Below are 24225 nucleotides of genomic sequence, written 5' to 3'. Positions count from 1 at the left end.
CTTCCAATGGGGCCAGATGAAGCCAGAGCAAGACGCCTTGTTCCCTCCCGCGCCAGTATCCGTGGCCACCTCCGGGGGGGAGCCCCGATTCGGTACCTACCAGGGTGAGCTGCCCGAAGTGGACCTGCCGCGCCTGCAAGGGCAGTGGGCCCCGGGCCGCACCACGCGTCTGCTGAAGCGCAAGCGTTGGCACTACACCTTCGCGGCCACGCCCGAGGTCGCCGCGCTCTTCGCGGTGGTGGACCTGGGCTACACGTCGAGCGCCTTCGCGGTGGCCCTGGACTTGCGCGAGCGCAAGCCGCTGTGTGACGTGAGCTTCCTGGGCACGCCCGGCCCCATGGTGGTGCTGGGCGACAAGCCCGGCCAGGGCCTCAAGGCCTCCTTCCGCACGCTGGGCGGACGGCTGTCGGTGCAGCGCGGCGAGGACGACGAGCGCTACCGGGTGGCGGTGGACGTCAGCCGGCTGCGCACCGGAAGCCTCCAGTCCTTCCAGTGGGAGGGCGACATGATGGTGGCCGGCGGCCCGCCCGCGCTCACCGTGGTGGCACCCGTGGAGGGTGACGGGCTGGTCAACGTCACCATGAAGAGCAATGGCCTGCTCACCTTCGGCAGCCTGGAGGCGGGCGGGAAGCGCTTCCGGTTGGACGGAGGCGTGGGCGGCATGGACTACACGCAGGGCTACGGCGCGGCACACCGCGTGGCGCTGGGCCTTCGCGTCGGGGCGGCTGGCGGACGGCACGCCGGTGGGCATCAACCTCGTGGAGGGCTTCAACGAGGGCAACGCGGACGCCAACGAGAACGCGCTGTGGCTGGGGGACAAGCTGTACCCGCTGGCGCGCGCCCGCTTCGAATACGACGCGAAGGACCTGATGGCGCCGTGGCGGCTGGCGACGGTGGATGGCGCGGTGGACCTGCGCTTCCAGCCCCTTCATGTGCACCGCGAGGACCGGAACCTGCGCCTCGTCGTGAGCCACTTCGCGCAGCCGGTGGGCTTCTTCAACGGCACGGTGCGCGTGGGAAGCCGCACGCTGGAGTTGTCCAACGTCCCCGGCGTCACCGAGGACCAGGACATGCTCTGGTGAGGTGACCGCCCCGCCGCCTGAAGCGTCAAGGCGTTTGCTTCAGGGCGGTGGGACGGTGTGGACGAGTTCGGACGTGAGGCGGCCCTCCGGGAGGGTGCGCTCGGTCCACTCGAATGCGCCGCTCGCGTTGGCCCGTGCCTCCTCGCTGGTTGCACCCATGGTGACGGTCAGGGCTCGTGGCCCGGCGGAGGGCGTCCTGCGCAGCACGACCTCCGTGGGCCCGGAGAGCAGCTCCGCCGGACGGTAGACGTCGAACAGCACTTCGGACGCGTCGCCCGTGAGCAGCCCTTCGCGCACGCCCATGCGGACCATCGCCTCGGTGGCGAGTCCTCGCTTCGAGGTGAATGTCCCCTTCAGCGGCCGGGTGCCCTGCCGCCCCTCATAGCGGTACACCCTGCTGGGCGTCTCGCGCGGAGGGGGCTTGGGTGGCCGCTCGCGCCGGAGCGTCACCTGGAGCGTGAGGTTGCCGTTTTCGGCATGGGCGTGGCGCTGCTCCAGCAACTGGCCCGCGTCATCCGTGATGGTGGTGACGGTGCGGTCCTCCGCGCGTGGGCCATTCGGGGCCCCTGGCAGCAGCAGGCTCGTGGAGGCCTCCGTGCGCTGCGCACCCGCTTCCAAGCTCCGCCCGGTGCGCCAGTCGAAGCCCGCGAGCCGGCCATCCAGCTTCAGCACCCGGAGTTCCGCCATGGGCGCGGGCGCCCGCGGCGGACCCGGCACCTGGAGCGTGGAGGCCAGGCCCGTCGTGATGCGCTGGAAGGTGCGCGCGTAGCCGGGCTCGTCATGCGCGCAGAGCAGGGGCAGCGCGGGGCTCGCGCTCACCATCAGCTTCAGCCTGCCCGCGCTCACACTGTCGCCGGCGAGGCCACTTCATAGTCCACGTCCACGAACATGACCGGCGCATCCGCGACCACCGAGACGTCCGTGGGCGTCAGGCTCCGCACGGTGACGCCCTGGTGGCCCTGCACCGCCTTCGCCACCGCGAGCACCGCGCCCGCCGCGTCGATGGGCCGCTCGTACACGAAGCAGCCCAGCGTGGCCTCGGTGCCCAGGGGAATCTCCAGGCGTGTGGAGCCTTCGTGCCGCGTCAGCTTGGGCGCCGCCACGGCTTCGACCTCGGCGGTGAAGATGCCCTCCGTGGAGTTCACGCGTTGCTTCGGCAGGGGCTCCAGCTCACGTGAGAAGGGGCCGGACGGCGGCCTCGGTGGGGTCTCCGGCGCGGCGGGCGTCTGCGGCGCGGGTGGCGCTGGCCTCACCGTCGTCACGGCGGGGCCGGCGCATGCCAGGGCGAGACACATCAGGGGGGCGAATCTCCGCATCATGCCTCACGTGCCCAGGAGCGCCGGCGGCCGTCAGCCCTCCAGGGGGGAACTGGTGATTCTGACTGCGCGGTCCTCTTGGAAGTTGCGACGCACGAAGCTCTTCAGCACGGCGGGCGTGGGGACGCGAGCGGGCTGAAGGACTCCCAGGTTCACGAGCTCTCCCTGACGAGGCTCCGACGCGAGCGCCGCCACGGTATCCGCCAGCTCCGGCCCCTCGGCAAGCAGCAACTCCGACAGGCGCTGGCTCCGTTGCTCGAGCAGCTTCCGTTCGGGCGCGCTCGGGGGACGGAGCGCCAGCGTGTCGAACGTCTCCTGCATGAGGTAGGGCAACCGGGCACCGTCGATGGAGCGCGTGTAGGCGAACGCGAGCAGCAGGTCGTTTCCTCGCAGGTTGATGCAGAGCACCCGCATGCTGGAGACGATGGGCTCTTTTAGGTGGACCTCGCGCAGCAACCGGAGCTGAATCAGGTCCGCCACCACACGGCATGTGCCTCGGTCCTCCCGGGAAATCGGGTACCCCTGCGCGATGAAGGTGCTCGGTGCGCGGGTGTGCTGCTCGACAGGGTAGATGGCCGTCTCGGTCACGGAGGACACGGCTTCCTCGGGCAGCGCGGGAGGGAGGCGAAAGGCCGTGTCCACCAGCCGGCGCGCCTCCTCGACGGTCGTTGCGCCCGTGAAGACGAGCGAGATGTTCGAGGTGACGTAATGCCGGGTGTAGAACGCCAGGAGGTCGTCACGGGTGATGCGCGCGCGCGACTCGATGGTTCCAATGAGGGCGTTCTCCATCGACACGCTCTGGAACATCGCCTCCTCCACCTGTGTGGACAGGCTCTCCCGGGAGAAGTGGTAGATGCTCTCCGTCTTGATGATGCCCAGCTCGCGCTCCAGGCGCTTGCCCCCGGGAATCTCGGGACTGGTCACCATGCGCAGCACGTCGCGCGCGAGCGCAGGGAATTCCTTGGCGGGCACGTCGAGCGCGTAGACGGTGGACTGCGCCGAGGTGAAGGCGTTGAGTGTGCCGCCCGTCGCCTCGACCCGGTTCCGCAGTTCGGTGCCTGAGAGGTCGTGGCTGCCATGGAACACCAGATGTTCCAGCAGGTGCGCGAGCCCCTCCTTCCCGACGGGGTCACGCGATGCGCCCGTGCGCACCACGAGGCGCAGGGACGCGGTGGCCACCCCTGTCTGGGGCACCACCACGAACTCCGTGCCGTCGGGCAGCCACTCGGCGGTGAGGGCCGGGGCATCGGCCACGGGTGGGGCCCGGCCCTCGGCGGAAGGTGCCGCGCAGAGCAGCGCGAGCAAGCAGGCCCAATGACGAGCGCGGGGCATGTTCATCGCCGTCCCCCTCCACGGATGCGTGATTTCGAAGCGGGCCGCGGCGTCTGATACGGCGTGAAGAGCAGATGAACGAGCCGACTCTCGCTCAGCCAGGGTTGGACGCGCCGGGAGAACTCCTCGGCTGAGAGCGCGGCGAGCGAGGTCTCCACTTCCGGGGAGTACCATGCCGGTGTCTGGATGCTGCTGGCGAGCTGGAGGGCCACCGCCCGCGGGTTCGGGTCTTCGAGCCGGAGGCGGGCCAGCGCCGCGCCATGGCTGGTCGTGTACTCCTCGGGTGTCACCCGGCCTTCGCGCACCGCGGCCACTTCCTGCAGAAGGAACGGCCCCAGGTCCAGGGCCGAAGGGTCATTCGCGGGGAGTGTCAGCACCAGCGCATCCATCCAGGGGGTCAGCATGGGCGCCGCCTCCTGGGCGTAGCCGACGCCCATGGTCCGGAACCTGCGCTCCATGCGGCGTTGGAGCAGCGGCCCCACCACCCGCAGGACGGCGGCCTCTTCGGGTTGGGTGATGTGGACCGGGTAGGCGAGGACGTTCACGTCGCTCATCGAAGGGAGCCGCGCCTTGCTGGGCAGCTTCGGTGTGAGTCGGGCCACCGGAGCGGCTATGCCGCCGCGATAACTCGCCACGGCCCGGCGGAGCGCGGGGGCGTCGAAGGCCCCCGCCGCGATGACGGTCGCGTTCCGGGGAGTGAAGGCGCTCGACATGTGGATGGCCACATGTCGTTCCGTGAGGCTCTGCACGCTGGAGGGAAACGGGGGAGGCGGCGCCGCATAACGCGTGTCACTGGAGAGGGCTGAAGCGAGTCGTGCCTCCAGGAAGTCGTGCATGTCCGTCAGGCCGGGGTCCTGCGCGGTCCGCTCGATGGCCTGCTCCAACTTCGAGGCGTCCAGCCTGGCATCCAGCAACATGCCCAGCAGCCGCTGGGCGAGCCGGTCGAAGTCGCGGTGATGGACTTCGAGGATGAAGGCGCTCTGCCGCAGTCCGGTGACGAGCTCGAGCGAGGCGCCCGCCCCGAACAAGTCCTGCACCAGGTCGTCGTAGCGGCCACGCCGGTTCGCCTCCAGCATGGCGTGCTGGGTGAGGCGGGTGAGCCCGTGGCTTCCCGCTTCGTCGAACCGGCCGCTCTGGAAGGCCACGACCAACGTGGCCGTCCGGGCGCCTTCGCGGGGCGCCAGGATGAGCTGGGCGTGTTCGGGGACTCGCGTGAGCGCAGGACCTCGAAGGGGGCGGCTGTGGCGAGCCCCGCGGACAACAGCATGCAGAGGGCCGCGGTGAGTGAAGCGCGTTTCATGGTGTGCCTCGAACCGCCTGTGCGCCGTCCGGGGAGGGGCTTCGCGTCACCCGGGGGCCCGCGGCGGTCTCCTCGACCGTCAGGCCGTTGAGGCTCGCACGGTGCACCGTGAGCGCGTAACGCGCGGCCCATTCGGGGTCCTGCCTGCGAGGCCAGAGGTGTCTGAGCCGCTGCGCCCACCATTCGAGGTCATGCCCACTGAAGAGGGCGTCCTGGGGCGCGGGGAGGGCGGGGGCTTCGGCGACCTCGCTTCCACTCGCCGCGGCGGCGGGCGCGTCCTGCGTCTTCGCGCCGTTCACCCACACGAGTGTACGCTGACCTTCGTGCCAGGTCGTGGCGTCCACCCGTTGCCCGGTGGCGTCGTAGGTCGTCCAGTCTCCGCTTCGCCTCCCTTGCTCGTAGTGGCCTTCCACCCGCTTGCGGCCGGTGGGGAAGAAGAGGGCGTAGGGGCCGTGAAGGCGCCCGTGCTCGTAGTTCTGGAGCTCCAGGAGGACACCGTCTTCCGCCAGCGTCTGCGTCTCGCCGTGGAGCTTGCCCCCGGCGAATGCCTGCCTCATCACCAGGGCGCCTGATTCGGCGTAATGGAGCCATTCGCCAGCGGGCTGGTCGCCCCGGTATTGACCTTCCACCTGCAGTCGCCCGGTGGCATCCCAGCGACGATAGGGGCCCTTTCGCTCGCCCTGCGTCCAGGTGGTCTCCTCGCGCAACCGGCCTCGTTCGTCCCGGAGCCATGAAGCGCCCTCGTTCTTGTCCTCGGCATTCGCGCACCTGTCGAGCACCCAGCCATCAGGTCGCACCACGCGGTGCGCCTGCGTGGTGGGTGTGCAGGGGGAGCTCTGCGAGACGTACATGGATTGCGCGCCGACGAGGATGACGCCCACCATCGCCAGTCCACCGACACGCGGTGAGAGCAGCGAGGGGGGGCGGGTGGCGGCGGGGGGGATTCCAGGGCGGGCCCTGGGGCGGCCGTGCTGGCCCTGGGTGAGCCGGTGGAGCACGCCCGCGCGCATCCACACGACGCCGCAGCTCGCGCAAGCGGAGACGGCCGCGCCCCGGAAGAGCATTGTGGCCGCGCTTTCTCCACAGGAGGCGCACTTCACGTGCCGCCCCGTCGTCTCCATCGCCGCGGATTCTCCCGGCGGGGGCTGGAGGAGTCGCCTCTCCGTGGGAGAGAGCAGATCGCCTTCGCAGCGACCGCAGTGATGGCCGGGCTGGCCCGCGTCCTGTCGCAGCGGCGCGGGCGCGGGGCACTCTGGGCAGTCGAGTCCCGTGTCGGGAGCCGGAGGCGCCTGCTGGAGCGGTGCGGACGTGTCGTGGCCCTGCGCCACCTCCGGGGATGGGCCGTGCGGGCAAGCAGCGCCCGGGCGACGGTGCGCAGCGTCAGCCACTGCGCCAGCAGCAGCGCGCCATCCGCGCAGAGCACCACGAGTCCCCAGTCGGGTGTGTCCCTCCGGGCTTCCACCACGAGCGCGAAGGCCACCAGGACGTGGAGCCCGACGATGCCGCGAGCGCCCGCCTTGAAGCCGGCCGCCAGTGGGCCCAGGACGGCCGCCATCAGGGCCATGAGCCGCGGCAAGCCCACGACGGCGTATCCCGGCACGAGCGCCACGGCGAGGGCCTGCATCCGGGTGAACACGCGTTGGCCACTGGCCCTCCGCAACACCTCCAGCCAGAGCACGAGCACGGCGGCCCACAAGAGCCAGGGAATCAAGGCCGTGAATGGCGAAACCCGGCGCGGGTCCAGGGGGGTGTCCCAGAGCGTGGGCCACAGCACCCAGGCCTGGAGGACGCGAGGAACCTGCAAAGGAAACACGATTTGCAGCAACCGCGCGCCGACGAATGCCGCCTCGACCCCGAGCAGCAACTTCAGCAGCATGGCTGTTTGCTTGAACCGAGGGGTTGAGGGATTGGAAGGTGTGTCTTGAATTGCTTGAATTGGGTCGGGCCCTGACAACATTTCCCCCTCGGGTGGAGCACGCGGACTGTAACCGAAAAGCTTGTCAGGGCATGAATCACCTTCAGTCAGGGGGGGCTCGTTGCCCCCCCAGGTCGTGACATTGACTCGGCAACGCGGGCTACGTATAGGGCTGCGCTCGTGCACGGCCTGGGGTGGCTGGGGTCAACACGACCCGACTTCAGGGACGAGGGGGAGTTCAGGTATGCCATTGCAACTCAAGCCCGGTGCTCGGTTGCTCGCACTGAGTGCGCTGCTCCTGGTGAGCCCGGCAGTCAATGCTCAGTCCTATTCGAACGCCCGTCCTCGCGCGGTCGTCCCGTACAAGCAATTGCCCAATCGGGACGTGCAGGTGGGGGACTCCTCGGGTGCTTCACGCTCGGCGCTCCCGGCGCGGGGGGCGTTCTGCAAGTCGGTGAAGGGCTTGTTGGGCGCTGCTTCGAACGGCTTTGTTTCCCTGCGAGGGGCCGCGGAGCGGAACTCGACGGACGAAGTCTCCATCTGGAAGTCGAAGCAGGGGCCCCAGGACTTCCGCTGCTTCGTCTACCGAACCCGGACGTTGGGTGACTACGTCTACTGCGTCCAGTCCAACCTGGAGTGTGGAACGCAGCAGGACAGCTTCCACGTCTACTCCGCCTATCTCATGGATTCGTGCAAGCCGACCTGGAGCTGGAACGACTCGCGGGTTCATTCCTACGACCCGCGCCGCATGGTGACGGGGACCAGCGAAGAGGGCATCCGAATCGTCCTGGAGATGTCTCGCTCCAAGGTTTCGTACTCCACGTGCGACCTGACGCTCTCCATCGAACTGCTCTGAGTCACCGGAGGAAGGGCGAGGCCCCCTTCCTCCGGGCGCTTCCGTCAGGTGGCCCGGGCGCGGCGTGACGCGACGATGTCGCGGAAGGAGCGGCTGCGCAGCTCCTCCAGCGTGAGGCCCGCGGCCAGCACCTCGTCCTGGGTGAGGGCTCCGCAGCTCAGGCCCCGCAGGAAGAAGTTGAGCAGGCCCTGTCCGGTGGCCGCGTCGTCGAAGACGTCTCCCACCAGCGTGGCTTGCGCGGCCTTCTCCATGAAGGCCTTGAGCCTGCGCGAGGCCGCGTCCAGCCCCTCCAGGAAGAACGCATACACCGCCGCGTAGCGCACGGGGAGCTGGCCCGGGTGCAAGTCCCACCCCTGGTACCAGCCCCGCTCCAGCGAGTGCCGGATGTGCCGGTACGACAACTGCCAGACCCGGTGAACCGCCTCCATGTTCTCCCGGCGCTCGGTGGGCAGCAGCGGCTCGTCCTGCTTCACCCGGTGCGGTGGCACCGGCATGACGTTGGTGGCGCCATCCGCCAGCCGGATGCCCGTGCCCGCCAGCGACACCTGCACCAAATCCCGCAGGAAGTCGCAGGCCGGGTGCCGCATCGTTTGCGCATGCGCGCTGACGCCCAGCGCGGCGGTGTAGTCGTACACGCCCAGGTGGACGCTGGTGCAGCGGCCCGCGCTCGCGGCCACCAGCGTGGGCAGGTGCAGCCGGCCCTGCGGGTCGAAGAGCGCCTGGGGTGTCTCCACCATCAGCTCGATGCCCACCGTGCCCACCGGCAGCCCGTGCCGCGTCTCCAGCACCTCCAGGGCGCGAGCGAGCGCCGCCACCTGCTCCGGCAGCGACACCTTGGGCAGCGTGACGACGAAGCCGGGCGGCAGCTTCCCACCCGAGCGCTCCAGCAGCGTGGTGAGGAACAAATCCAACGTGCGCGTGGCGCGGTCGAACAGCTCCTCGGTGAAGGACTTCACCCGGATGCCGATGAAGGGCGGCAGCAGCTCCTGGGCCAGCCCGCGCGCCATCTCCTCCGCGGCGGACACGGCGTGCCCGTCCTCCTCCGCGTCGGAGCGGTGCCCGTAGCCATCCTCGAAGTCGATGCGCAGGTCCTCCACCGGCTCGTGCTCCAGCTTGGCCACCACGCGCGCGTAGACGCGCTGGGCGAAGCGGCCGCGCTGGGGCAGTCCCAGCCCGTGGGCCAGCACGGGCGCATCCGGTGCGTACGACTTGAGCGTGTTCAGCGCGATGCCGCCCAGCTTCCGGGCCGTCTCCGCCCGGAAGAGGTGCGCGCCGCCGTACACCACGTGCACCGGCTGCCGTTGGGTCGACTCCCCGGGGTAGGCGCGCTCGAACCCCGCGTTGGCCTGCCGCAGGGCCTCCCGCACACCCGAGAGGCTCGCTTCTGTCAGCGTCGTCTTCACGGCTGGCGCTTCAACCACGCGGAGACCTCGGGCACGCAGCGCTCACGCAGCGCCACATCCTGGGACAGCCGCTCCAGCGTCTGCGCCGTGGCCTGCTGCGCCTCGGGGATGGGCTGGGCCTTGAGCAGGGCCTGCATCTGCTCCAGGTGCTCGCGCGTGCGCAGCATGCCCATGGCCTCGACGATGCGGCGCAGCAGCATGGGGGCGCCGCCGGTGCGGGCCACCACGTCCTTCCATTGCGTGCGCATCTGCGCCCACCACGCGTCACGGCCGGCGCGGTTGCCCAGCAGCCCCGCCACGAAGCTGGCCACGTCCTGCGTCTTCACCGTGTCCGTGTAGAGCAGCCCGCGCGCGCGCTCGGTGAGCTCCGGGGCCTCGAAGGCGGTGAGCGCCATGAGGTAGCGGCGCTGCGTGGCCGGGTCGGGCTCGGACGGAATCTTCTGGAGGAAGGTGTCGAAGAGCGCCGCGTCGCCCGCGCGCGCCACCATGCCCACCGCGGCGTCCAGCAGGTTGGGCTCCAGCGCGTCCCGCTGTCCCTGGAGCATGCGCTCCACGCGGGGCCGGGCCTCGGCGAGCGCGTCCTGGCTGCGCGCCGGCCACCCACCGCGCGCACCAGCGACGCGCGCCGCAGCTTCACCCGGTCCGCCTCGTTCGGCGCGGACTGCCAGCCCAGCTTCTTCAGCCCCGGCCCCAGCAGCTTCTCCACCCACGCGCGGAAGCGGACCTGGTCCTCGCCGTCCGTCAGCCGGCCTTCGATGTAGGCCAGCCGGCCCACCAGTTCGTCCAGGACGGAGTCGTCCTCCTCGTCACCGAAGCGGCCCGTCAGGTCCAGCAGGTCCGCCACCGACGCCTGTCCCGCGCGCACCAGCGCCCACTGGTCCGCCAGCAGGGCGGTGCGCTCGGCGGGGGCCAGCGACTTCAGGTTCGTCGCCAGCTTCTCCAGGCCCGGCTTGTCGTAGGCGACCCGGTAGAAGCCGGTGGAGCCCGCGTTGGCCGTCAGCCACTTCACCGCGCCTTCGCCCTCCAGCTTCACCGTGGCTTGGGCGTCCCGCAGCAGCACGCGCTGCTCGCGCACGCCGGTGCTGTCCTCGTAGCGCAGCACCACCGGCACCGGCCACACCTCAGCGCTCTGCACACCGGGCTCGGTGTAGAAGCGCCGCTGCGACAGCGACAGCCCGCGCCCGTCCAGCGCCGCCGTCACCAACGGGAAGCCGCTCTGGCCCACCCACGCGGTGGCCAGCTCCTCCACCGGCTGCTTCGCGGCGTCGCCCAGCGCGTTCCACAAGTCTTCCTTCACCGCGTTGGCGCGCGCGTGCTTGCGCATGTACTGGCGGATGCCCTCGCGGAAGGGGCCTTCCCCGAGGAAGCCCTCAATCATCCGCAGCACCGCGCCGCCCTTCTCGTACGTAATCGCGTCGAAGCTCTCACCGGCCTCGCCCGCGTTGCGCACCTCGCCGTGGATGGGGTGCGTGGACTTGAGCGCGTCCAGGTGCAGCGCGCTGGCGCGGTGCGCGTCGAAGTCCAGCCACATGCGCCACTCGGGGCGCCACTGGTCGACAATCTTGAAGGCCATCCACGTGGCGAACGCCTCGTTGAGCCACAGGTCGTCCCACCACACCATGGTGACCCAGTTGCCGAACCACTGGTGCGCCAGTTCGTGCGTCACCACCTCCGCCACGCGCTTCTTCACCGACAGCGGCGCGGTGGCCGGGTCCAGCAGCAGTGCCACCTCGCGGTAGGTAATCAGGCCGGCGTTCTCCATGGCGCCGGCCTCGAAGTCGGGGATGCCCACCTGGTCCAGCTTGGTGAAGGCATACGGCAGCCCGAAGTAGTCCTGGAGCCTGGGCAGCACCGCCAGCGCCACGTCCTGGCCGAAGCGCGTCAGGTGCGCCTTCTCCGGCAGCGCCCAGGTCCGCACCGGCACGCCCTGCACGTCCTGCGCGTCCGTGCCCACCAGCGGGCCCACCACCAGGGCGATGAGGTAGCTGCTGAGCACCTCCGTCTCCTGGAACGTCACCGCGCGCAGGTTGCCCTCCTGCGTGTCCTTCACCACCGGGCCGTTGCCCAGCACGGTGAGCCCCGCCGGGACTCGGACGGTGAGGGCCCAGCGCGCCTTGAAGGCGGGCTCGTCGAAGCAGGGGAAGAGCCGGCGCGCGTCGGCGGCCTCGAACTGGGTGGCCGCCACCTTGCCCGCCTGGTACAGGCCGCGCAGCCCTTCCGTGAAGCGCCCCGTCCACGCGACGTCCAGCGACGCGGCGCCCGTGGGCAGCGCTTCATCGAAGCGGAGCACCACCGTCTCGCTCGCCTGCGCGGGCTGGATGGAGGCCGGCTTGCGCTGCTGGCCACCGGCGCGGAACGTCACATCGCTCAGCTCCAGGGCGATGCCGTGCAGGATGATTTCGTTCGACGGCGCCGCCACGTCCAGGTCGATGGTCTGCTGGCCGGAGAAGGACTTCGCGTCCAGGTCCAGGGTCAGCGTGGCCGCGTAGCGGCGGGGACGGATGGAGGTCGGCAGGCGGAAGTTCTTGTCTTCGGTCGGATGCGCCATAGGGATGCGGAATCTAGCCTCCGCGCCGCCGCCTGCCTGGACTTATGTCAGGGGTGTCCGCCGTCACACCCTTCCTGGCCCCGGAACGCCGGGGCCGGGCCGGGCGGGGCACCAGCTGGTGGAAGAGGCTGGATTCCCGCTGGAAGAAGCCTTCCGTGTGGAAGGAAGCGGGCAGCTCCAGCAGAAGAAAGTCCAGGTGGTGACACAGTTCGTGCAGCAGGGTGCGCAGGTAGGTGCGGAAGGCCACCACCCGCGCGTGCTTCGCGGTCCGCATCCACAGCTGGATGCGAGGGCGATGGCCCCGCTCCAGGGTGTACATGCCGTGCAGCTCGCCGGTGGTGGAGGAGGGGCGGACCTCCAGCACCTCCACCCGCGGCGCGAACAGGTCCAGCCGCTCGCAGAGGGCGTCGCTCAGCCGGGCGGTGGCGTGCTCGGTCTCCGGTTGCCGGCCCGTGGCCAGGGCTTCGCGCAGCGCGGCCACCAGGGGCTCCAGTGTCCGCGGCTCGCGGAGCCGGAGCGCGCTCACCGAATCACTCATCCGGTAGACGCGCTGCTGGGCGGGCGTGAGGTTGTCGTAGTAGGCGAAGGGCACGGGCGAGTCGGTCCAGCCGGAAGCTTCCCACCCGCGCCCTCCACTGGCTACAGGCCGCCGGCCTCCAGCGCGCCGCCCAGCCCGGGGAAGGGCTTGGTGAGCAGGGCCTGGAAGACGATGTCCTCCAGGCGAATCTGCGCCGGGAGCTGGGGCAGGGTGAGGCCGGAGCGGACCACCGTGTTGCTGACGATGACCCAGACGCGCCGCCGGCCAATGGCCTCCTTGAGCGCCGGCGAGTCGATGCGCACCGGCGTGCGAGAGTCGGGCTGGAAGGTCCGCTCTGCGAGGATTTCCGCCGCCCTGTCGTAGTAGGCCGGCCGGTTGAAGTCCGTGTAGAGCCGCGGGTTGTCCGGCGTGGCGCTGCCCGTGAGTGACAGGCGCGCGGACGTGCGCACGGTGAGCGTGGGGGACGGGTTGACCACCACGAGGGTGGCGGCGACCTCGTTGACGATGATGTCCAGGTCCTGCGTGTTGACGGACTCCTCCGGCAGGTCGAGCGCCACCTCCGCGTAGACGGGCTCGAGCAGCGAGGTGACGGGCACCACCTGGTCGAAGGGCTCCGTCTGGATGGCGATCTCCGCCGAGCACGCGGACAGCAGCAGCACACAGGGAAGCAGCAGGGCGCGCATCATCATCGGAAGCTCCACGACAGGTCGACGACGGGAAGGACGGGCAGGCTCTCACCCGGAAGGGCCGGGTCGCTCATGTCCACGTAGGTGGCGCCCAGGCCCAGGCCGAGGTGCTCTCCGCCGTAGCGGATGCCCGCCGCGGCGCGCAGGGTGGCGCCGCCCTTCACGCGGACGCCGGCCTCGCCCACCACGGACCAGTGGCCCGCGAAGTTGAAGGCCAGCGCGCCGGTGAAGGACAGGTAGTCGGACGTGTAGACGCCGTAGCGCGCCTCGCCCTGCACCAGCACGGCGCCCAGCGCCAGGCCATAGACGCCGTAGAAGGACGGGCCGGACAGCTCGGGCTCGAAGCGCTGGAGCGCCGGCGTGTCCGCCTCCGACGTCACGATGTCCGAGTAGACGGAGGCGCCCACGAAGTGCGTGTAGCGCGCCCCCACGACGACGCGGTGTGGACCGGCGGCCATCGCCCAGCGCAGCCCCACGTTGGGGGCCAGCAAGGCATTGGCATACATCGACGTGTCCACGGCCAGTCCCGCGAACAGCGGCAGCGCCGCGCGCTGGAGCCCCAGCACGGGCGCGTCGATGAGCTCCGCCGCATCTGTCGTCAGCAGGCGCGCGGTGTTGGTGCGAACGCCACCGGCATTGTCTTCATCGGCGGCGGCCAGACAGGGAGAGAGCAGAATCGCGAGCGCGCAGGCGGCGATCGAGGGAGGTTTCAATCCACGGGCTCCTGGTGGAGGAATGGGCCCGCACGTTAGGCCGACTTTCTCTTGATGCGAGTGCCTGCCTGCCCTCGCGCGATTCGACCGTCGGATGGTGCGCGCGAGCGGTCCCCGGAGACCTCCCCGCGTCGCGCCCGCACACGCACGCGGTATGAGCCACGTGTTCCACGACAGGACGGGCCGTGTTCTCGTTTGCGGCCCACGGGGTGGGGCACATACCTTCTGCCGCGCGTGGAAGGACGTTCTCAAGAGAAGAAGGCCCCGGCTGGCCCGGAGCCGCGCGAGCAGGTGCTGGCGCTGCTACGCCAGTATGGCTGGAACGCCACCTCGTTCCAGGTGCTGCAGCCCGGCTTCCGGTACTGGTTCGACCCTGCGGGCGACGCGTGCGTGGCGTACGTGGACACGGGCGGTGCCTGGGTGGCGGCCGGGGTGCCCATTGCCGCGCCGGAGCGGCTGGCTTCGGTGGCGGAGGGCTTCCGCGTGGCCGCGCGAGCCGTGGACCGGCGCGTGTGCTTCTTCGCCACCGAGCCGCGCTTCATGGAGCTGGCCCCCATGGCGTCGCTGCCCATCGGCGAGCAGCCCGTCTGGGACCCGGTCCACTGGGACGACGTGGTGCGGGGCAGCCGCAGCCTGCGCGAGCAGTTGCGTCGTGCCCGCGCGCGAGGCGTGAAGGTCCGTGAGGTGCCCGTCACGGAGCTGGGGGACCCGCTGCACCCCACGCGGCGAGCGGTGGAGTTGCTGAAGGCCCGCTGGCTGGCGTCCCGTCGCATGGCGCCCATGGGCTTCCTGGTCCAGCTTCGTCCGCATGCCTTCGCGAGCGAGCGGCACGCCTTCGTCGCCGAGGTGGAGGGCGAGGTGGTGGGCTTCCTGTCGGTGTCGCCCGTGTACGCCCGCGAAGGCTGGTTCCTCCAGGACCTGCTCCGGGACCCGGAGGCGCCCAATGGCACCGCGGAGGCGCTGGTGGACGCCGCCATGCGCGCGGCGGCCGCCACCGGGCGGCGCTACGTGACGCTGGGGCTGGCGCCGCTCGCGGGGCCGGTGCGGCCCTGGCTGCGACTGGCGCGGGCGTGCGGCCGGCCGCTCTTCGATTTCGAGGGGCTGCGCACCTTCAAGGGGAAGTTCCGCCCCGACGCCTGGGTCCCCATCCATCTGTCCTATCCCGAGCCTCGGGGCGGGCTGGCGGCGGTGTACGACGCACTGCGGGCCTTCGCGCAGGGCGGCCTGTTGCGCTTCGGCATCGCCACGCTGCTGCGGCGCCCGCGCCTGTTGGTGCACGCGCTCGCCGTGCTGCTCGTTCCGTGGACCGCGCTGCTGGCGCTGCCCTCCACGGCGCGCTGGTTCCCGTCCGTCCAGGTGCAGTGGGCGTGGGTGGTGTTCGACGTGGGGCTGACGGTGGGACTCTTCTCGTTGGTGCGGCGTTGGCGGGACGCCCTGGCCACGGTGCTGGGCGGGCTGACGGCGGCGGACGCGTGTCTGACGTTCGTCCAGGCCGTCACCTACAACGTGCCGCTCGCCCGGAGCCCGCTGGACGGGGCCCTCATCGCCCTGGCCGTGCTCGCGCCAGCGACGGCGTCCGGGTTGCTCTTCAGCTCCCGCGACCTGCGCCTGCCCGGACGCTAGCCGTCAGATGTACGCACCGCTGTCGGGCATCTCATCCTCCGTGGGGACGGTGGCGCCATGGCCGGGGTGGAGGAACACCTCACCATGGTCCACCCGCGCCACCAGGTGGAAGCTCACCATGAAGTCGCGGCTGGGCGGCCAGCCCTGCTCCAGCTCGAAGTGCGTGTCTCCGATATGCACCACCGTGCCGAGCCTCCGCCCGTGTTCGTCCCTCACGGCCATGCCCTCGCGCAGCTCTCCTGGGTCCCACATGACGCCCTCCTTTCGCGAAAGATGCACGCGCTCGGGATGTTCGGCAGCCCACGCAAGGTGTCTGCCATTGCTCCATTGATGGACATTCCAGCGAACACAACCTGGACCGCGGCGCGGGAATAGTGGTGGTTTCTGGAAAGAGCTGACCCCAGCCCGGCGTCTCGATTCCTCGCGGCGTGCACCGTGGTTGGTGGGGAGGGGAGACCATGGGCCCGCCGTCTGGCGTTGCACTGTCGCTCGCCGTCCTGCTGTTCGCCCAAGCCGGGCAGGCCCAGACCGCCGCGAAGGAAGCGGCGCCTCCGCCCGCCGACCTGCCACCGGGCGTGTCCGCGGTGCTGTGGAAGCTGTCCGTCCCAGCCCGCCTCGCGCCCACGCCGGAGCGGGTGCTGCTGGGCGAGAAGCTCTTCAACGACCAGCGCCTGTCGGTGGACGACACCGTGTCCTGCGCCACCTGCCACGATGCCCGCTTCGGCTTCACGGACGCGAAGCCGGTGTCGGAGGGCGTGAAGGGCCAGAAGGTGACGCGCAACAGTCCCACCCTCCTCAACGCACTCTTCAGCGCCTCCCAGTTCTGGGACGGCCGCGCGTCCACGCTGGAGGACCAGGCGAAGCTGCCCATCCTCAACCCGCGGGAGATGGGCATGCCCGACGAGGCGGCGGTGGTGGCCAAGGTGAAGGCCATTCCGGAGTACGTGAGGGACTTCCAGAAGGTCTTCGGCCGCGAGGTGAACTTCGACGACCTGGCGACGGCCATCGCCGCTTTCGAGCGCACGCTGTACTCCGGAAACGCCCGGTTCGACCGCTTCATCACCGGCGACGCGAAGGCGCTCACCGCCGCGGAGCGCCGGGGCTGGGCGCTCTTCAACGGCAAGGCCCGCTGCAATGCCTGTCACGCAGGCAACGTGGTGTCGCCGCTGTTCAGCGACCAGAAGTTCCACAACATCGGCATCGCGGCGCACAAGCAAGACTTCGTGAAGCTCGCTCGCGAGGCCCTGAAGGTGGTCCGCACCGGCGACGAGCAGCAGATTGACGAGCTGGCGCTGGAGACGCGCTTCTCCGAGCTGGGGCGCTTCCTGGTGACGAAGCAGGAGAACGACGTGGGCGCCTTCAAGACGCCCACGCTGCGCAACATCGCCATCACCGGTCCGTACATGCACGACGGCTCCCTGGCGACGCTGTGGGACGTCATGGACCACTACAACAAGGGCGGCGTGCCCAACCCATACCTGGATGGCGGCATGCAGCGACTGGGGCTGACGGAGGGGGAGATTGACGACGTGGTGGCCTTCCTGAACACCCTCACCGACGAGCAGTTCGCGAAGTACGCCACCAAGGAGCAGGCCCGGCAGCGCGGACTGAAGAACAAACGCCCGGAGCGAGACACCGCGGTGGCGATGGGGAAGAAGGGGAGCCTGGGAGACCTGGCGCCCAACCCGGACCTGTCGGTGAAGAACCCGGCGGACATCGGTGTGTACGGCACCGAGACGCTCGTGAAGCCCGCCTCGATGTCCAAGCCCTAGGAGACGCCGCCATGGGGAACAAGTTCCGCAGCATCGAGACGAAGCACCACGCAGAGCGCGACGCCTTCTTCGACGACCTCAAGAAGCTGGACCGCCGCGCCTTCCTGCGCGTGGCCGGCATCTCCGCTGGCATCGCCGCGGGCATGGGCCTGCGCACGCCGCACAGCTTCCAGTGGGTCAACGTGGCGGAGGCGCAGGAGACGAAGCCGCGCTTCTCCTTCGCGTATATCTCCGACACGCACCTGTACGAGAAGAAGCTCAACGACCGCTTCGTGCGCGCCATCCTCAAGGCCGTGGATGACGTGAACGGGTTGGATCCGCAGCCGGACTTCGTCCTCTTCGGGGGCGACCTGGCGCAGCTGGGCAAGCCGGGCGAGCTGAAGCTGGGCGCGGAGATTCTGAAGGCCGTGAAGGCGCCCGTGCGGCTGATGGTGGGCGAACACGACTGGTTCCTCGACATGGGCGAGATGTGGACGGACCTGTTCGGCCCGCCGAACTATTCGTTCGACCACAAGGGCGTGCACTTCGTGGTGCTCAACTCCATCCTGGAGAAGGACTTCTGGACGGAGCGGAAGCTCACGCCCGAGGAGCGGATGCAGATTGTCGCGGGCCTGGACAACGGCATCCAATCCCGCTTCGAGGTCGGCGCGCCGCAGCGCGAGTGGCTGCGTCAGGACCTGGCGAAGGTGAACAAGGCGACGCCCATCATCGTCTTCAGCCACTCACCGCTCTACAAGTACTACCGGCCCTGGAACTTCTGGACGGACGACGCGGACGAGGTGCAGGCGCTGTTCAAGCCGTTCCAGACGGTGACCGTCATTCACGGCCACACGCACCAGCTCCTCAGCAACCGCATTGGCAACATGAGCTTCCACGGCATGTTGTCCACCGCGTGGCCCTGGCCCTACGCGCCGGAGGGCCTGCCGCGGCTGACGGTGCAGATGAACCGCTCCGACCCCTTCAGCCAGTTCGACGGCTGCGGAGACGGGCGGATGGACGTGCTGGCGGCGGGGATGGTGGACAAGCTGTACAACCTCTGGGAGCGCAACCCCATCACCGTGCGCGCGAGCTATCTCGCGTCGGGTGGGAAGCAGGATGTGCCGCCCCGGACCAAGCTGCCGAGCTACTGAGCACGAGGGACACCATGACCTTCCGGATGAAGCTGCTTGTGGGAACGGGCGCCGTGCTGTCGTTCGTGGGAGGCGCGGCGCTGGCCACCGGCCCCGTGCCGCCGCCGAAGAAAACGGCCGCCCAGGGCTCCGAGGTGAAGAAGCACGAGCTGCCGGTGTCGAAGGACGGCAACCTCGTGGTGGGCTTGTGTGACGGCGAGACGTCCATGGAGGTGAAGGGCGTCAAGGCCGGCCAGTCCCTGACGCGCGCGCAGGCGCAGCATGTATCGGGCGCGTTGATGGAGGAGTGGCTGCGCAAGAACCCGAACGCCAACTGGGACCCGGCGCCCATGATGGCGCAGGCGCCCGCGCCGGGCTCCACCACGCCGCGCACGCAGCAGCCGCGCACACCCGCGCCTTCGGCCGGTGCGTCGGTGCGTCCGGGCGGCGTGACACCGGAGAGCGGCGGCTCGCAGGTGAAGAAGCAGATTGCCACGCCCATCCAGGACGGCCACACCTACGGCGCGTTCTCCGACCGGGACGAGGCCATCTGGGCCGCCTCCACGGAGCAGTTCGTGGACGAAGGCCACCGCGTCTTCCATGACGCCCAGGCCATTGGCGGCACGGTGGGCATCTCCTGTGACATGTGCCACCCGGACGCGTCCAACACGCATCCGGAGACGTATCCGAAGTACCAGGTGCAGTTGGGCCGCGTGGCGCTGCTGCGCGACATGATCAACTGGTGCATCGAGAACCCGGCGCGCGGCAAGCCGCTGGCGGATGGTGACCCGCGGATGCGCGCCATGGAGGCGTACATCTACGCCAAGCGCAAGGGCGTGAAGCTGGACTACGGGAAGAAGTAGGCCTGCTCAGCGCCCCAGGCCAGGCACGGCGTCACGCTTCCGCTGGAAGAGCCACCGAGGCTCCCACAGCGGGCGCGTGGCCTGGACGACGGAAGGCTGGCCCAGCAGCACCGTGAGCAGCGCCCCCGCTCCCAGCGCGAGCGCGACGCCCACGGGCCCCTGGAGGAACGCGTACGCGCCCACGTGCTCGGCGGCGCGCACGACGAAGCCGTGCAGGAGGAAGGGCGCCAGGCTCCGTCCACCCAGCCGCGTGAGCGCGCTTTCCTGACGCGGGCTGAGTGTGAAGAGTGCCCATGTCAGCGCCAGTGCACCGCAGAAGAGCGCCGCGCGCGCCGCCATGCCCGTGAGCGCTGTGGCACCGAGCACCGCGTAGCCGCTGCTCCCGTAGAGCCACTGCGGCGCGGGCGCGGGCAGTGCACCCATGGCCACCGCCCCGACGCATGCGCCCAGGCCCACGGCCAGGGACGCCGCGAGCACGAGGCGCCAGCCCCGGGTGTTTCGAGGGGCCAGCAGCCACTCCCTTCGCGTCAGGTGACCGGCGACGAAGCAAGGCAGGAACACGAACGTCCGCGACAGGCCGAACAGGTAGCCCACCCAGGGCAGCAGGCCCGCGACGAGCGCCAGCGCCACGGCCCACATCACCGGCTTGGGCAGGCGGAGGAGCAGGGGCAGCATCAGCCGCCAGCACCCGAGGCTGAGCAGGAACCACAGCAGCCAGTACGGCTGCACCAGCCAGTGGGAACTCCAGCCCCGGCCGAGCACCCACGCGTCGAAGGCGACGTACAGCACCTGGAACACGGCCAGCGGCGCGAGCTGCCCCCAGGCGATGGCGCTCAGCGCGCGTGGCCCGCTGTCCGCGCGGGACAGGTGCCCGGAGAGGAACGCGAAGGCGGGGATGTGGAACAGGTACAGGCCGGAGTAGAGCGCCTTCGCGAGCGGCTCCCGGCCGAGCAGGGGCTCGAGCGCATGCCCCATCACCACCAGGGTGATGAGGATGCCTCGCACGTTCTCGAACAGCGGGATGCGGCCAGCGGTCGTCACAACCTCAGTAGAGAAGCCCATCTCGAGGCTGAATGGGAGGGGGGCACTCCGTTTCGGCACACGCACCCCGCTCGCCCGCGCGCGTGTGTCAGGCAAGCACGCGGACCGGAGAGGCAAGTGTCCTGGAGCGAGCAGCGGCGCTCCCGGGCGCTACTCGGGGCCCTGGAACCCCCCGGCCCGGAACGTGAGGACCAGCGTGTCCCGGTGGCCGGTGTCTCCCTGCGGTTGGATGGGCGTGCTCTCGTGAATCACGCGCGCATCATCCAGCAGCAGCGCGGACCAGGGCTCCGTCAGCGTGAAGCGCAGGCCGTTGGGACCGTCGGCTTCGAAGACGCGCGTCTCACCGCCCTTGATGCCCTCGCGGCCCACGAGCAGCACCGCCACGAAGTCCACGCCGTCCCGGTGCGCGCCCTCGGGGGTGGGCCGGCCGATACCGTCGGTGGTGTCGATGCGGAACTGGTGGGCCTCGACGTACCAGGGGCGCTCGCCCTTGAGCTGGGAGCAGCACGCGGCGATGCCTCGAATCAGCCCCGCCCACACCGGCTGGGACACGATGTCGGGCTGCACGGGCTCGAACCAGCGCTCCATGCCGCCGTGAAGCGCGTTGTATTCCACCGGCTGCCAGTGCGCGCGGTGCGGCACCTGTGTCACCGAGTCGCCGTCCACGATGAAGCAGGAGTGCCGTCGTGAACGGTAGCGGCCACCATCCCGGAGGAAGCCATCCAGCGGCAGCTCGTTCCAGGACGGCCGCAGTGCGTCCAGCGCGGGCGAGTCGATGCCCGCGAACTCGCAGAGGCCGTCGCGGGTGAGCACGGCGTAGCCATGCTCGCGGAGGGCCGTGGGGACTTCGGACGTGGGGGTGACGGGGGGCTGGAAGCTCATGGGCGTCGGACTCAGTGAGACGGGCCTGCGGAAGCGGGGAGGGGCTGGGAGAAGGGAGCCGGAGGCGCGCGTTTCAAGGCCGCGCGGAAGTCGCTGTCCCGGGCGGGGACGCACACGGTGAAGCCATCCACCACGCCGCAGGTGACGCGGTCGCCCAGGCGCTGGAAGCGCGGCAGCGTGGGGCCTCCTCCCGCCGCGCCCACCCGGGGCCAGAGCCGCTCCCCCTTGTCGCTGGGTCCTGTCATCACCACCTGCTTCTACTCCTGAGGTCACCACGCGCGGAGCCGGCCGTTCCGGGGGCGTATGTGGCGGGACCCATACTCCCTTGCAGGCCATCACCGCCAGTCCCGAGGCGATGCACGCGCGACGGGCGCTCGCGGCCCCGCCAGCACGGCCGCCGTGGCCCAGGCGTCATGGTCGGGGGAATGAGCGGCGGCTCGGTCTGTTGGGGGGCCACCTCGGGCATCGGGAGATGAGGACATGAGAAGGGCGTACGTGGCGTCGTTGCTGACCGGGCTGTTGACCTCCTCCGTGGCGACGGCCGAGGCCCCACCCCAGGACCCCTTCCTGTGGCTCGAGGAGGTCCAGGGCGAGAAGGCACTCGAATGGGTTCGCGCGCAGAACGCGCGGACGCTCGCGGTGTTGGAGAAGGACCCGCGCTTCGAGACCTTCCACGCCCAGGCGCTCGAGCTGCTCACCTCCACCGACCGCATTCCCTCGCCCGGCTTCCGGGCTGGCGGTGTGGACAACTTCTGGCAGGACCGCGGCAATCCCCGAGGCATCTGGCGGCACACCTCGCTGGACGGCTACACGCGCGCCCAGACACCGTGGGAGACGGTGCTGGACGTGGACGCGCTGGCGAAGGCCGAGAAGGCCAGCTGGATTTGGAAGGGCAGCAACTGCCTGCCTCCCGCGGACCAGCGCTGCCTCGTCTCCCTGTCCAACGGAGGCAAGGACGCCGTCGAGCTGCGCGAGTTCGACGCCGCCGCGAAGCACTTCGTGGAAGGCGGTTTCCGGGTCCCGGAGGGCAAGCTGTCCGCGTCCTGGCTGGACTCGGACACGCTGCTGGTGGGGCGCGACTGGGGCGGGGACACGCTCACGGAGTCGGGCTATCCCTTCGTGCTCAAACGTTGGACGCGTGGCACGCCGTTGACGGAGGCGCAGGAAGCCTTCCGGGGTGAGCGCACCGACGTCTCCGCGTCTCCCTTCCTGTTGCGGGACGCGGACGGCGCGTTGCAGGCGGTGCTGGTCAACCGCGCGGTGACCTTCTTCGAGTCGGAGTACTACCTGCTGGGAGACGCGGCGCCCGTGCGCCTCCCGTTTCCCCGGAAGTCCTCCCTCCAGGCCTTCGTGGACGGGCAGGTCGTCTTCACGATTGAAGAGGACTGGGGCCGCTTCAAGCAGGGCGCGCTGCTGGCGTACCCGCTGGCCGCGCTGAAGACGGACCCGGCGAAGGCGAAGCCCACGCTGCTCTTCCAGCCGGGAGCGCGTCAGGCCATCGAATCGGTGGCGGCGACGCGGGGCCAGGTGCTGGTGAGCCTCTATGAGGACGTGAAGGGCGCGCTGGATGTCTACACGCCGGGGAAGAACCGTTGGAGCCGCAAACGGCTGGCGCTGCCGAAGAACGCCTCGGTCGCCATCACCGCGACGTCGTCATCGCATGACCGCTTCTTCGTGAAGTCCCAGGGCTTTCTCGCGCCGACGTCGCTGTGGCTGGCGGATGCGAAGGCGGGCACGGTGAAGAAGGTGAAGTCGCTGCCCGCGCGCTTCGATGCCTCGAAGCTCCAGGTGGACCAGTCCTGGGCGAAGTCGAAGGACGGCACCCGGATTCCGTACTTCCTGGTGCGGCCGAAGGCGCGGAAGCTCGACGGCACGCTGCCGACGCTGGTGTATGGCTATGGCGGCTTCCAGGTGTCCAAGCCGCCCGTCTACCTGCCGGAGGAGGGCAAGTTGTGGATGGAGCGCGGCGGGGCCTACGTCGTCGCCAACATCCGGGGCGGAGGCGAGTTCGGTCCGCGCTGGCACCAGGCGGCCCTGCGGGAGCACCGCCAGCGCGCGTTCGACGACTTCGCTGCGGTGATGGAAGACCTGGTGCGGAGGAAGGTCAGCTCCCCGCGCCACATGGGCATCTACGGCCGCTCCAACGGTGGTGTCCTCACCAGCGTGGCGATGACGCAGCGCCCGGACCTGTTCAACGCGGCCGTCATCGAAAGCCCGCTCATCGACATGATGCGCTACCACCTGCTGCCAGCGGGCGCGTCGTGGGTAGGGGAGTTCGGCAACCCGGAGGTGCCCGGGGACGCGGCGTTCATCTCGAAGTACTCCGCGTACCAGAACCTCCGCGAGGGCGTGCGCTACCCCGCGCCGTACATCACTACGAACACGAAGGATGACCGCGTCCACCCGGGCCACGCGCGGAAGTTCGCGGCGCGCCTGGAGGCCATGGGGCTGCCGTACCTGTATTACGAGAACACCGACGGCGGGCACTCCAACGACTCGGACCCGATGCTCAACGCGCGCCGGTGGGCACTGCACCACGTGTACCTGTCACGGCAGTTGATGGACTGAACGCCCGGGGGCATGCGGCCGGGCAGGCCCATGCTGTCAGGAACGTCCGGAGCCCCTGGTCTTCACCGCGCTACATTCCCGCGTCATGGAAAACCTCCCTGACGCCGTGGAACCGAAGCTGGGAAGGCCATGCTTCCATCTGCTGGCGACGGAAGGGTTGGCGCACATGGACAAGGACCATGTGTGGCACCTGGAGGCGCTCGCCCGGGTGTGCCAGGCGGATGCGACATTGCTGGTGGCGACGCCGTTCCGGGTGGTGGCGCTGGAGGATGAAGCCGCGGTGGCGGAGGGCCTGCGCTGGTGGGAGGAGCTCACGGCGCGAGGAGGCGAGGGCATGGTGGTCAAGCCGCTCGACTTCGCGGTGCGTGGGCGCAAGGGGCTGCTCCAGCCGGCCATCAAGTCACGAGGTCCGGAGTATCTGCGCATCATCTATGGCCCGGAGTACACCGCGCCCGCGAACCTGGAGCGGCTGCGGCAGCGGGGCCTGTCCACGAAGCGCTCCCTGGCGCTGCGTGAGTTCGCGCTGGGGGTCGAAGGCCTGGAGCGGTTCGCGCGAGGCGAGCCGCTGCGCCGCGTGCACGAGTGTGTCTTTGGTGTCCTCGCCCTGGAGAGTGAGCCAGTGGACCCTCGGCTTTGATGTAGGCTCGGGGCGGGAGCGACAGCCGCCCACTGGAGGGA

The 24225-nt window shown here is 70.0% G+C and carries 21 protein-coding genes and 2 pseudogenes; 8 read left to right on the top strand and 15 right to left on the bottom strand.

Features of this window, described 5'->3' with window-relative positions; all coding sequences use genetic code 11:
• Positions 1–16: 16 nt before the first annotated feature.
• Positions 17–1082, top strand: a pseudogene (locus tag QEG98_RS37555) (DUF2804 domain-containing protein).
• 39 nt (positions 1083–1121) lie between these two features.
• On the opposite strand, the gene QEG98_RS37550 reads toward QEG98_RS37555, so the two are convergent.
• The 6 genes from QEG98_RS37550 to QEG98_RS37525 form a co-directional block, all read right to left on the bottom strand.
• Entirely contained in the window at positions 1122–1928 is an 807-nt protein-coding gene (locus tag QEG98_RS37550; RefSeq protein WP_316564749.1) for a hypothetical protein, read from the bottom strand.
• Complete coding sequence (locus QEG98_RS37545; protein WP_316564748.1) at positions 1925–2344, bottom strand: hypothetical protein; 420 nt, start codon at positions 2342–2344, stop codon at positions 1925–1927. The genes QEG98_RS37550 and QEG98_RS37545 overlap by 4 nt, the downstream gene beginning before the upstream one ends.
• An 87-nt stretch (positions 2345–2431) precedes the next feature.
• Positions 2432–3736: a pitrilysin family protein gene (locus QEG98_RS37540; protein ID WP_316564747.1), complete on the bottom strand. Its 1305-nt coding sequence runs from the start codon at positions 3734–3736 to the stop codon at positions 2432–2434.
• Positions 3733–4875, bottom strand: a complete 1143-nt coding sequence (locus QEG98_RS37535) for a hypothetical protein (protein WP_316564746.1) — start codon at positions 4873–4875, stop codon at positions 3733–3735. Before QEG98_RS37535 ends, QEG98_RS37540 begins: the two co-directional genes overlap by 4 nt.
• Before the next feature lie 151 nt (positions 4876–5026).
• Positions 5027–6094, bottom strand: coding sequence for a hypothetical protein (locus QEG98_RS37530; protein WP_316564745.1), 1068 nt, complete (start codon positions 6092–6094; stop codon positions 5027–5029).
• 32 nt (positions 6095–6126) lie between these two features.
• Positions 6127–6906, bottom strand: a complete 780-nt coding sequence (locus QEG98_RS37525; protein ID WP_316564744.1) for a hypothetical protein — start codon at positions 6904–6906, stop codon at positions 6127–6129.
• Between the two features lie 283 nt (positions 6907–7189).
• Here QEG98_RS37525 and QEG98_RS37520 point away from each other — a divergent pair, with 283 nt between their 5' ends.
• Positions 7190–7801 (top strand): hypothetical protein, encoded by a 612-nt coding sequence (locus QEG98_RS37520; protein ID WP_316564743.1) that lies wholly within the window; start codon positions 7190–7192, stop codon positions 7799–7801.
• A 44-nt stretch (positions 7802–7845) separates the two neighbouring features.
• Here the strand turns inward: QEG98_RS37520 and QEG98_RS37515 are convergent, their stop codons facing one another.
• The 5 genes and pseudogenes from QEG98_RS37515 to QEG98_RS37495 form a co-directional block, all read right to left on the bottom strand.
• Positions 7846–9204: a DUF6986 family protein gene (locus tag QEG98_RS37515; protein ID WP_316564742.1), complete on the bottom strand. Its 1359-nt coding sequence runs from the start codon at positions 9202–9204 to the stop codon at positions 7846–7848.
• Positions 9201–11752: pseudogene (locus QEG98_RS37510) on the bottom strand (M1 family aminopeptidase). Before QEG98_RS37510 ends, QEG98_RS37515 begins: the two are co-directional and overlap by 4 nt.
• Before the next feature lie 13 nt (positions 11753–11765).
• Positions 11766–12344, bottom strand: a complete 579-nt coding sequence (locus tag QEG98_RS37505) for a hypothetical protein (protein ID WP_316564741.1) — start codon at positions 12342–12344, stop codon at positions 11766–11768.
• Between the two features lie 47 nt (positions 12345–12391).
• Positions 12392–12979 (bottom strand): hypothetical protein, encoded by a 588-nt coding sequence (locus tag QEG98_RS37500; protein WP_244171514.1) that lies wholly within the window; start codon positions 12977–12979, stop codon positions 12392–12394.
• Positions 12976–13689, bottom strand: coding sequence for a hypothetical protein (locus QEG98_RS37495; RefSeq protein WP_316564740.1), 714 nt, complete (start codon positions 13687–13689; stop codon positions 12976–12978). Before QEG98_RS37495 ends, QEG98_RS37500 begins: the two co-directional genes overlap by 4 nt.
• Before the next feature lie 234 nt (positions 13690–13923).
• Here QEG98_RS37495 and QEG98_RS37490 point away from each other — a divergent pair, with 234 nt between their 5' ends.
• On the top strand, positions 13924–15312 hold the full coding sequence (locus QEG98_RS37490; protein ID WP_316564739.1) for a DUF2156 domain-containing protein: 1389 nt from the start codon (positions 13924–13926) through the stop codon (positions 15310–15312).
• 3 nt (positions 15313–15315) lie between these two features.
• On the opposite strand, the gene QEG98_RS37485 is transcribed toward QEG98_RS37490, so the two are convergent.
• Positions 15316–15564 carry a hypothetical protein gene (locus QEG98_RS37485; protein ID WP_020477966.1) on the bottom strand — a complete coding sequence of 83 codons (249 nt, stop codon included), beginning with the start codon at positions 15562–15564 and terminating at the stop codon, positions 15316–15318.
• 206 nt (positions 15565–15770) lie between these two features.
• Here QEG98_RS37485 and QEG98_RS37480 point away from each other — a divergent pair, with 206 nt between their 5' ends.
• The 3 genes from QEG98_RS37480 to QEG98_RS37470 are packed head-to-tail and all read left to right on the top strand — an operon-like array spanning position 15771 to position 19056.
• Entirely contained in the window at positions 15771–17084 is a 1314-nt protein-coding gene (locus QEG98_RS37480; protein ID WP_316564738.1) for a cytochrome-c peroxidase, read from the top strand.
• Positions 17085–17095: 11 nt separating this feature from the next.
• Positions 17096–18214: a metallophosphoesterase family protein gene (locus QEG98_RS37475; protein WP_316564737.1), complete on the top strand. Its 1119-nt coding sequence runs from the start codon at positions 17096–17098 to the stop codon at positions 18212–18214.
• A 26-nt stretch (positions 18215–18240) separates the two neighbouring features.
• Positions 18241–19056 (top strand): cytochrome C, encoded by an 816-nt coding sequence (locus QEG98_RS37470; RefSeq protein ID WP_316564736.1) that lies wholly within the window; start codon positions 18241–18243, stop codon positions 19054–19056.
• Positions 19057–19062: 6 nt separating this feature from the next.
• Here QEG98_RS37470 and QEG98_RS37465 read toward each other — a convergent pair whose 3' ends face one another.
• From QEG98_RS37465 to QEG98_RS37455, 3 genes are all read right to left on the bottom strand, one after another.
• Complete coding sequence (locus tag QEG98_RS37465; protein ID WP_316564735.1) at positions 19063–20118, bottom strand: acyltransferase family protein; 1056 nt, start codon at positions 20116–20118, stop codon at positions 19063–19065.
• Between the two features lie 129 nt (positions 20119–20247).
• The gene (locus QEG98_RS37460) at positions 20248–20979 is read right to left on the bottom strand and encodes a 2OG-Fe dioxygenase family protein (protein WP_316564734.1); all 732 of its coding nucleotides are present in this window, start codon (positions 20977–20979) and stop codon (positions 20248–20250) included.
• 11 nt (positions 20980–20990) lie between these two features.
• The gene (locus tag QEG98_RS37455) at positions 20991–21224 is read right to left on the bottom strand and encodes a hypothetical protein (RefSeq protein WP_316564733.1); all 234 of its coding nucleotides are present in this window, start codon (positions 21222–21224) and stop codon (positions 20991–20993) included.
• Positions 21225–21459: 235 nt separating this feature from the next.
• On the opposite strand from QEG98_RS37455, the gene QEG98_RS37450 reads away from it, so the two are divergent.
• Both QEG98_RS37450 and QEG98_RS37445 read left to right on the top strand, forming a co-directional pair.
• Positions 21460–23547: a prolyl oligopeptidase family serine peptidase gene (locus tag QEG98_RS37450; protein WP_316564732.1), complete on the top strand. Its 2088-nt coding sequence runs from the start codon at positions 21460–21462 to the stop codon at positions 23545–23547.
• Between the two features lie 85 nt (positions 23548–23632).
• Complete coding sequence (locus tag QEG98_RS37445) at positions 23633–24184, top strand: hypothetical protein (protein ID WP_316564731.1); 552 nt, start codon at positions 23633–23635, stop codon at positions 24182–24184.
• Positions 24185–24225: the final 41 nt, after the last annotated feature.

Origin of the sequence: Myxococcus sp. MxC21-1 (assembly GCF_032612255.1) — a bacterium.
GTDB lineage: Bacteria > Myxococcota > Myxococcia > Myxococcales > Myxococcaceae > Myxococcus > Myxococcus virescens.
Note: the sequence above shows the minus strand (reverse complement) of the source record. Positions and strands in the feature narration are given on the sequence as shown.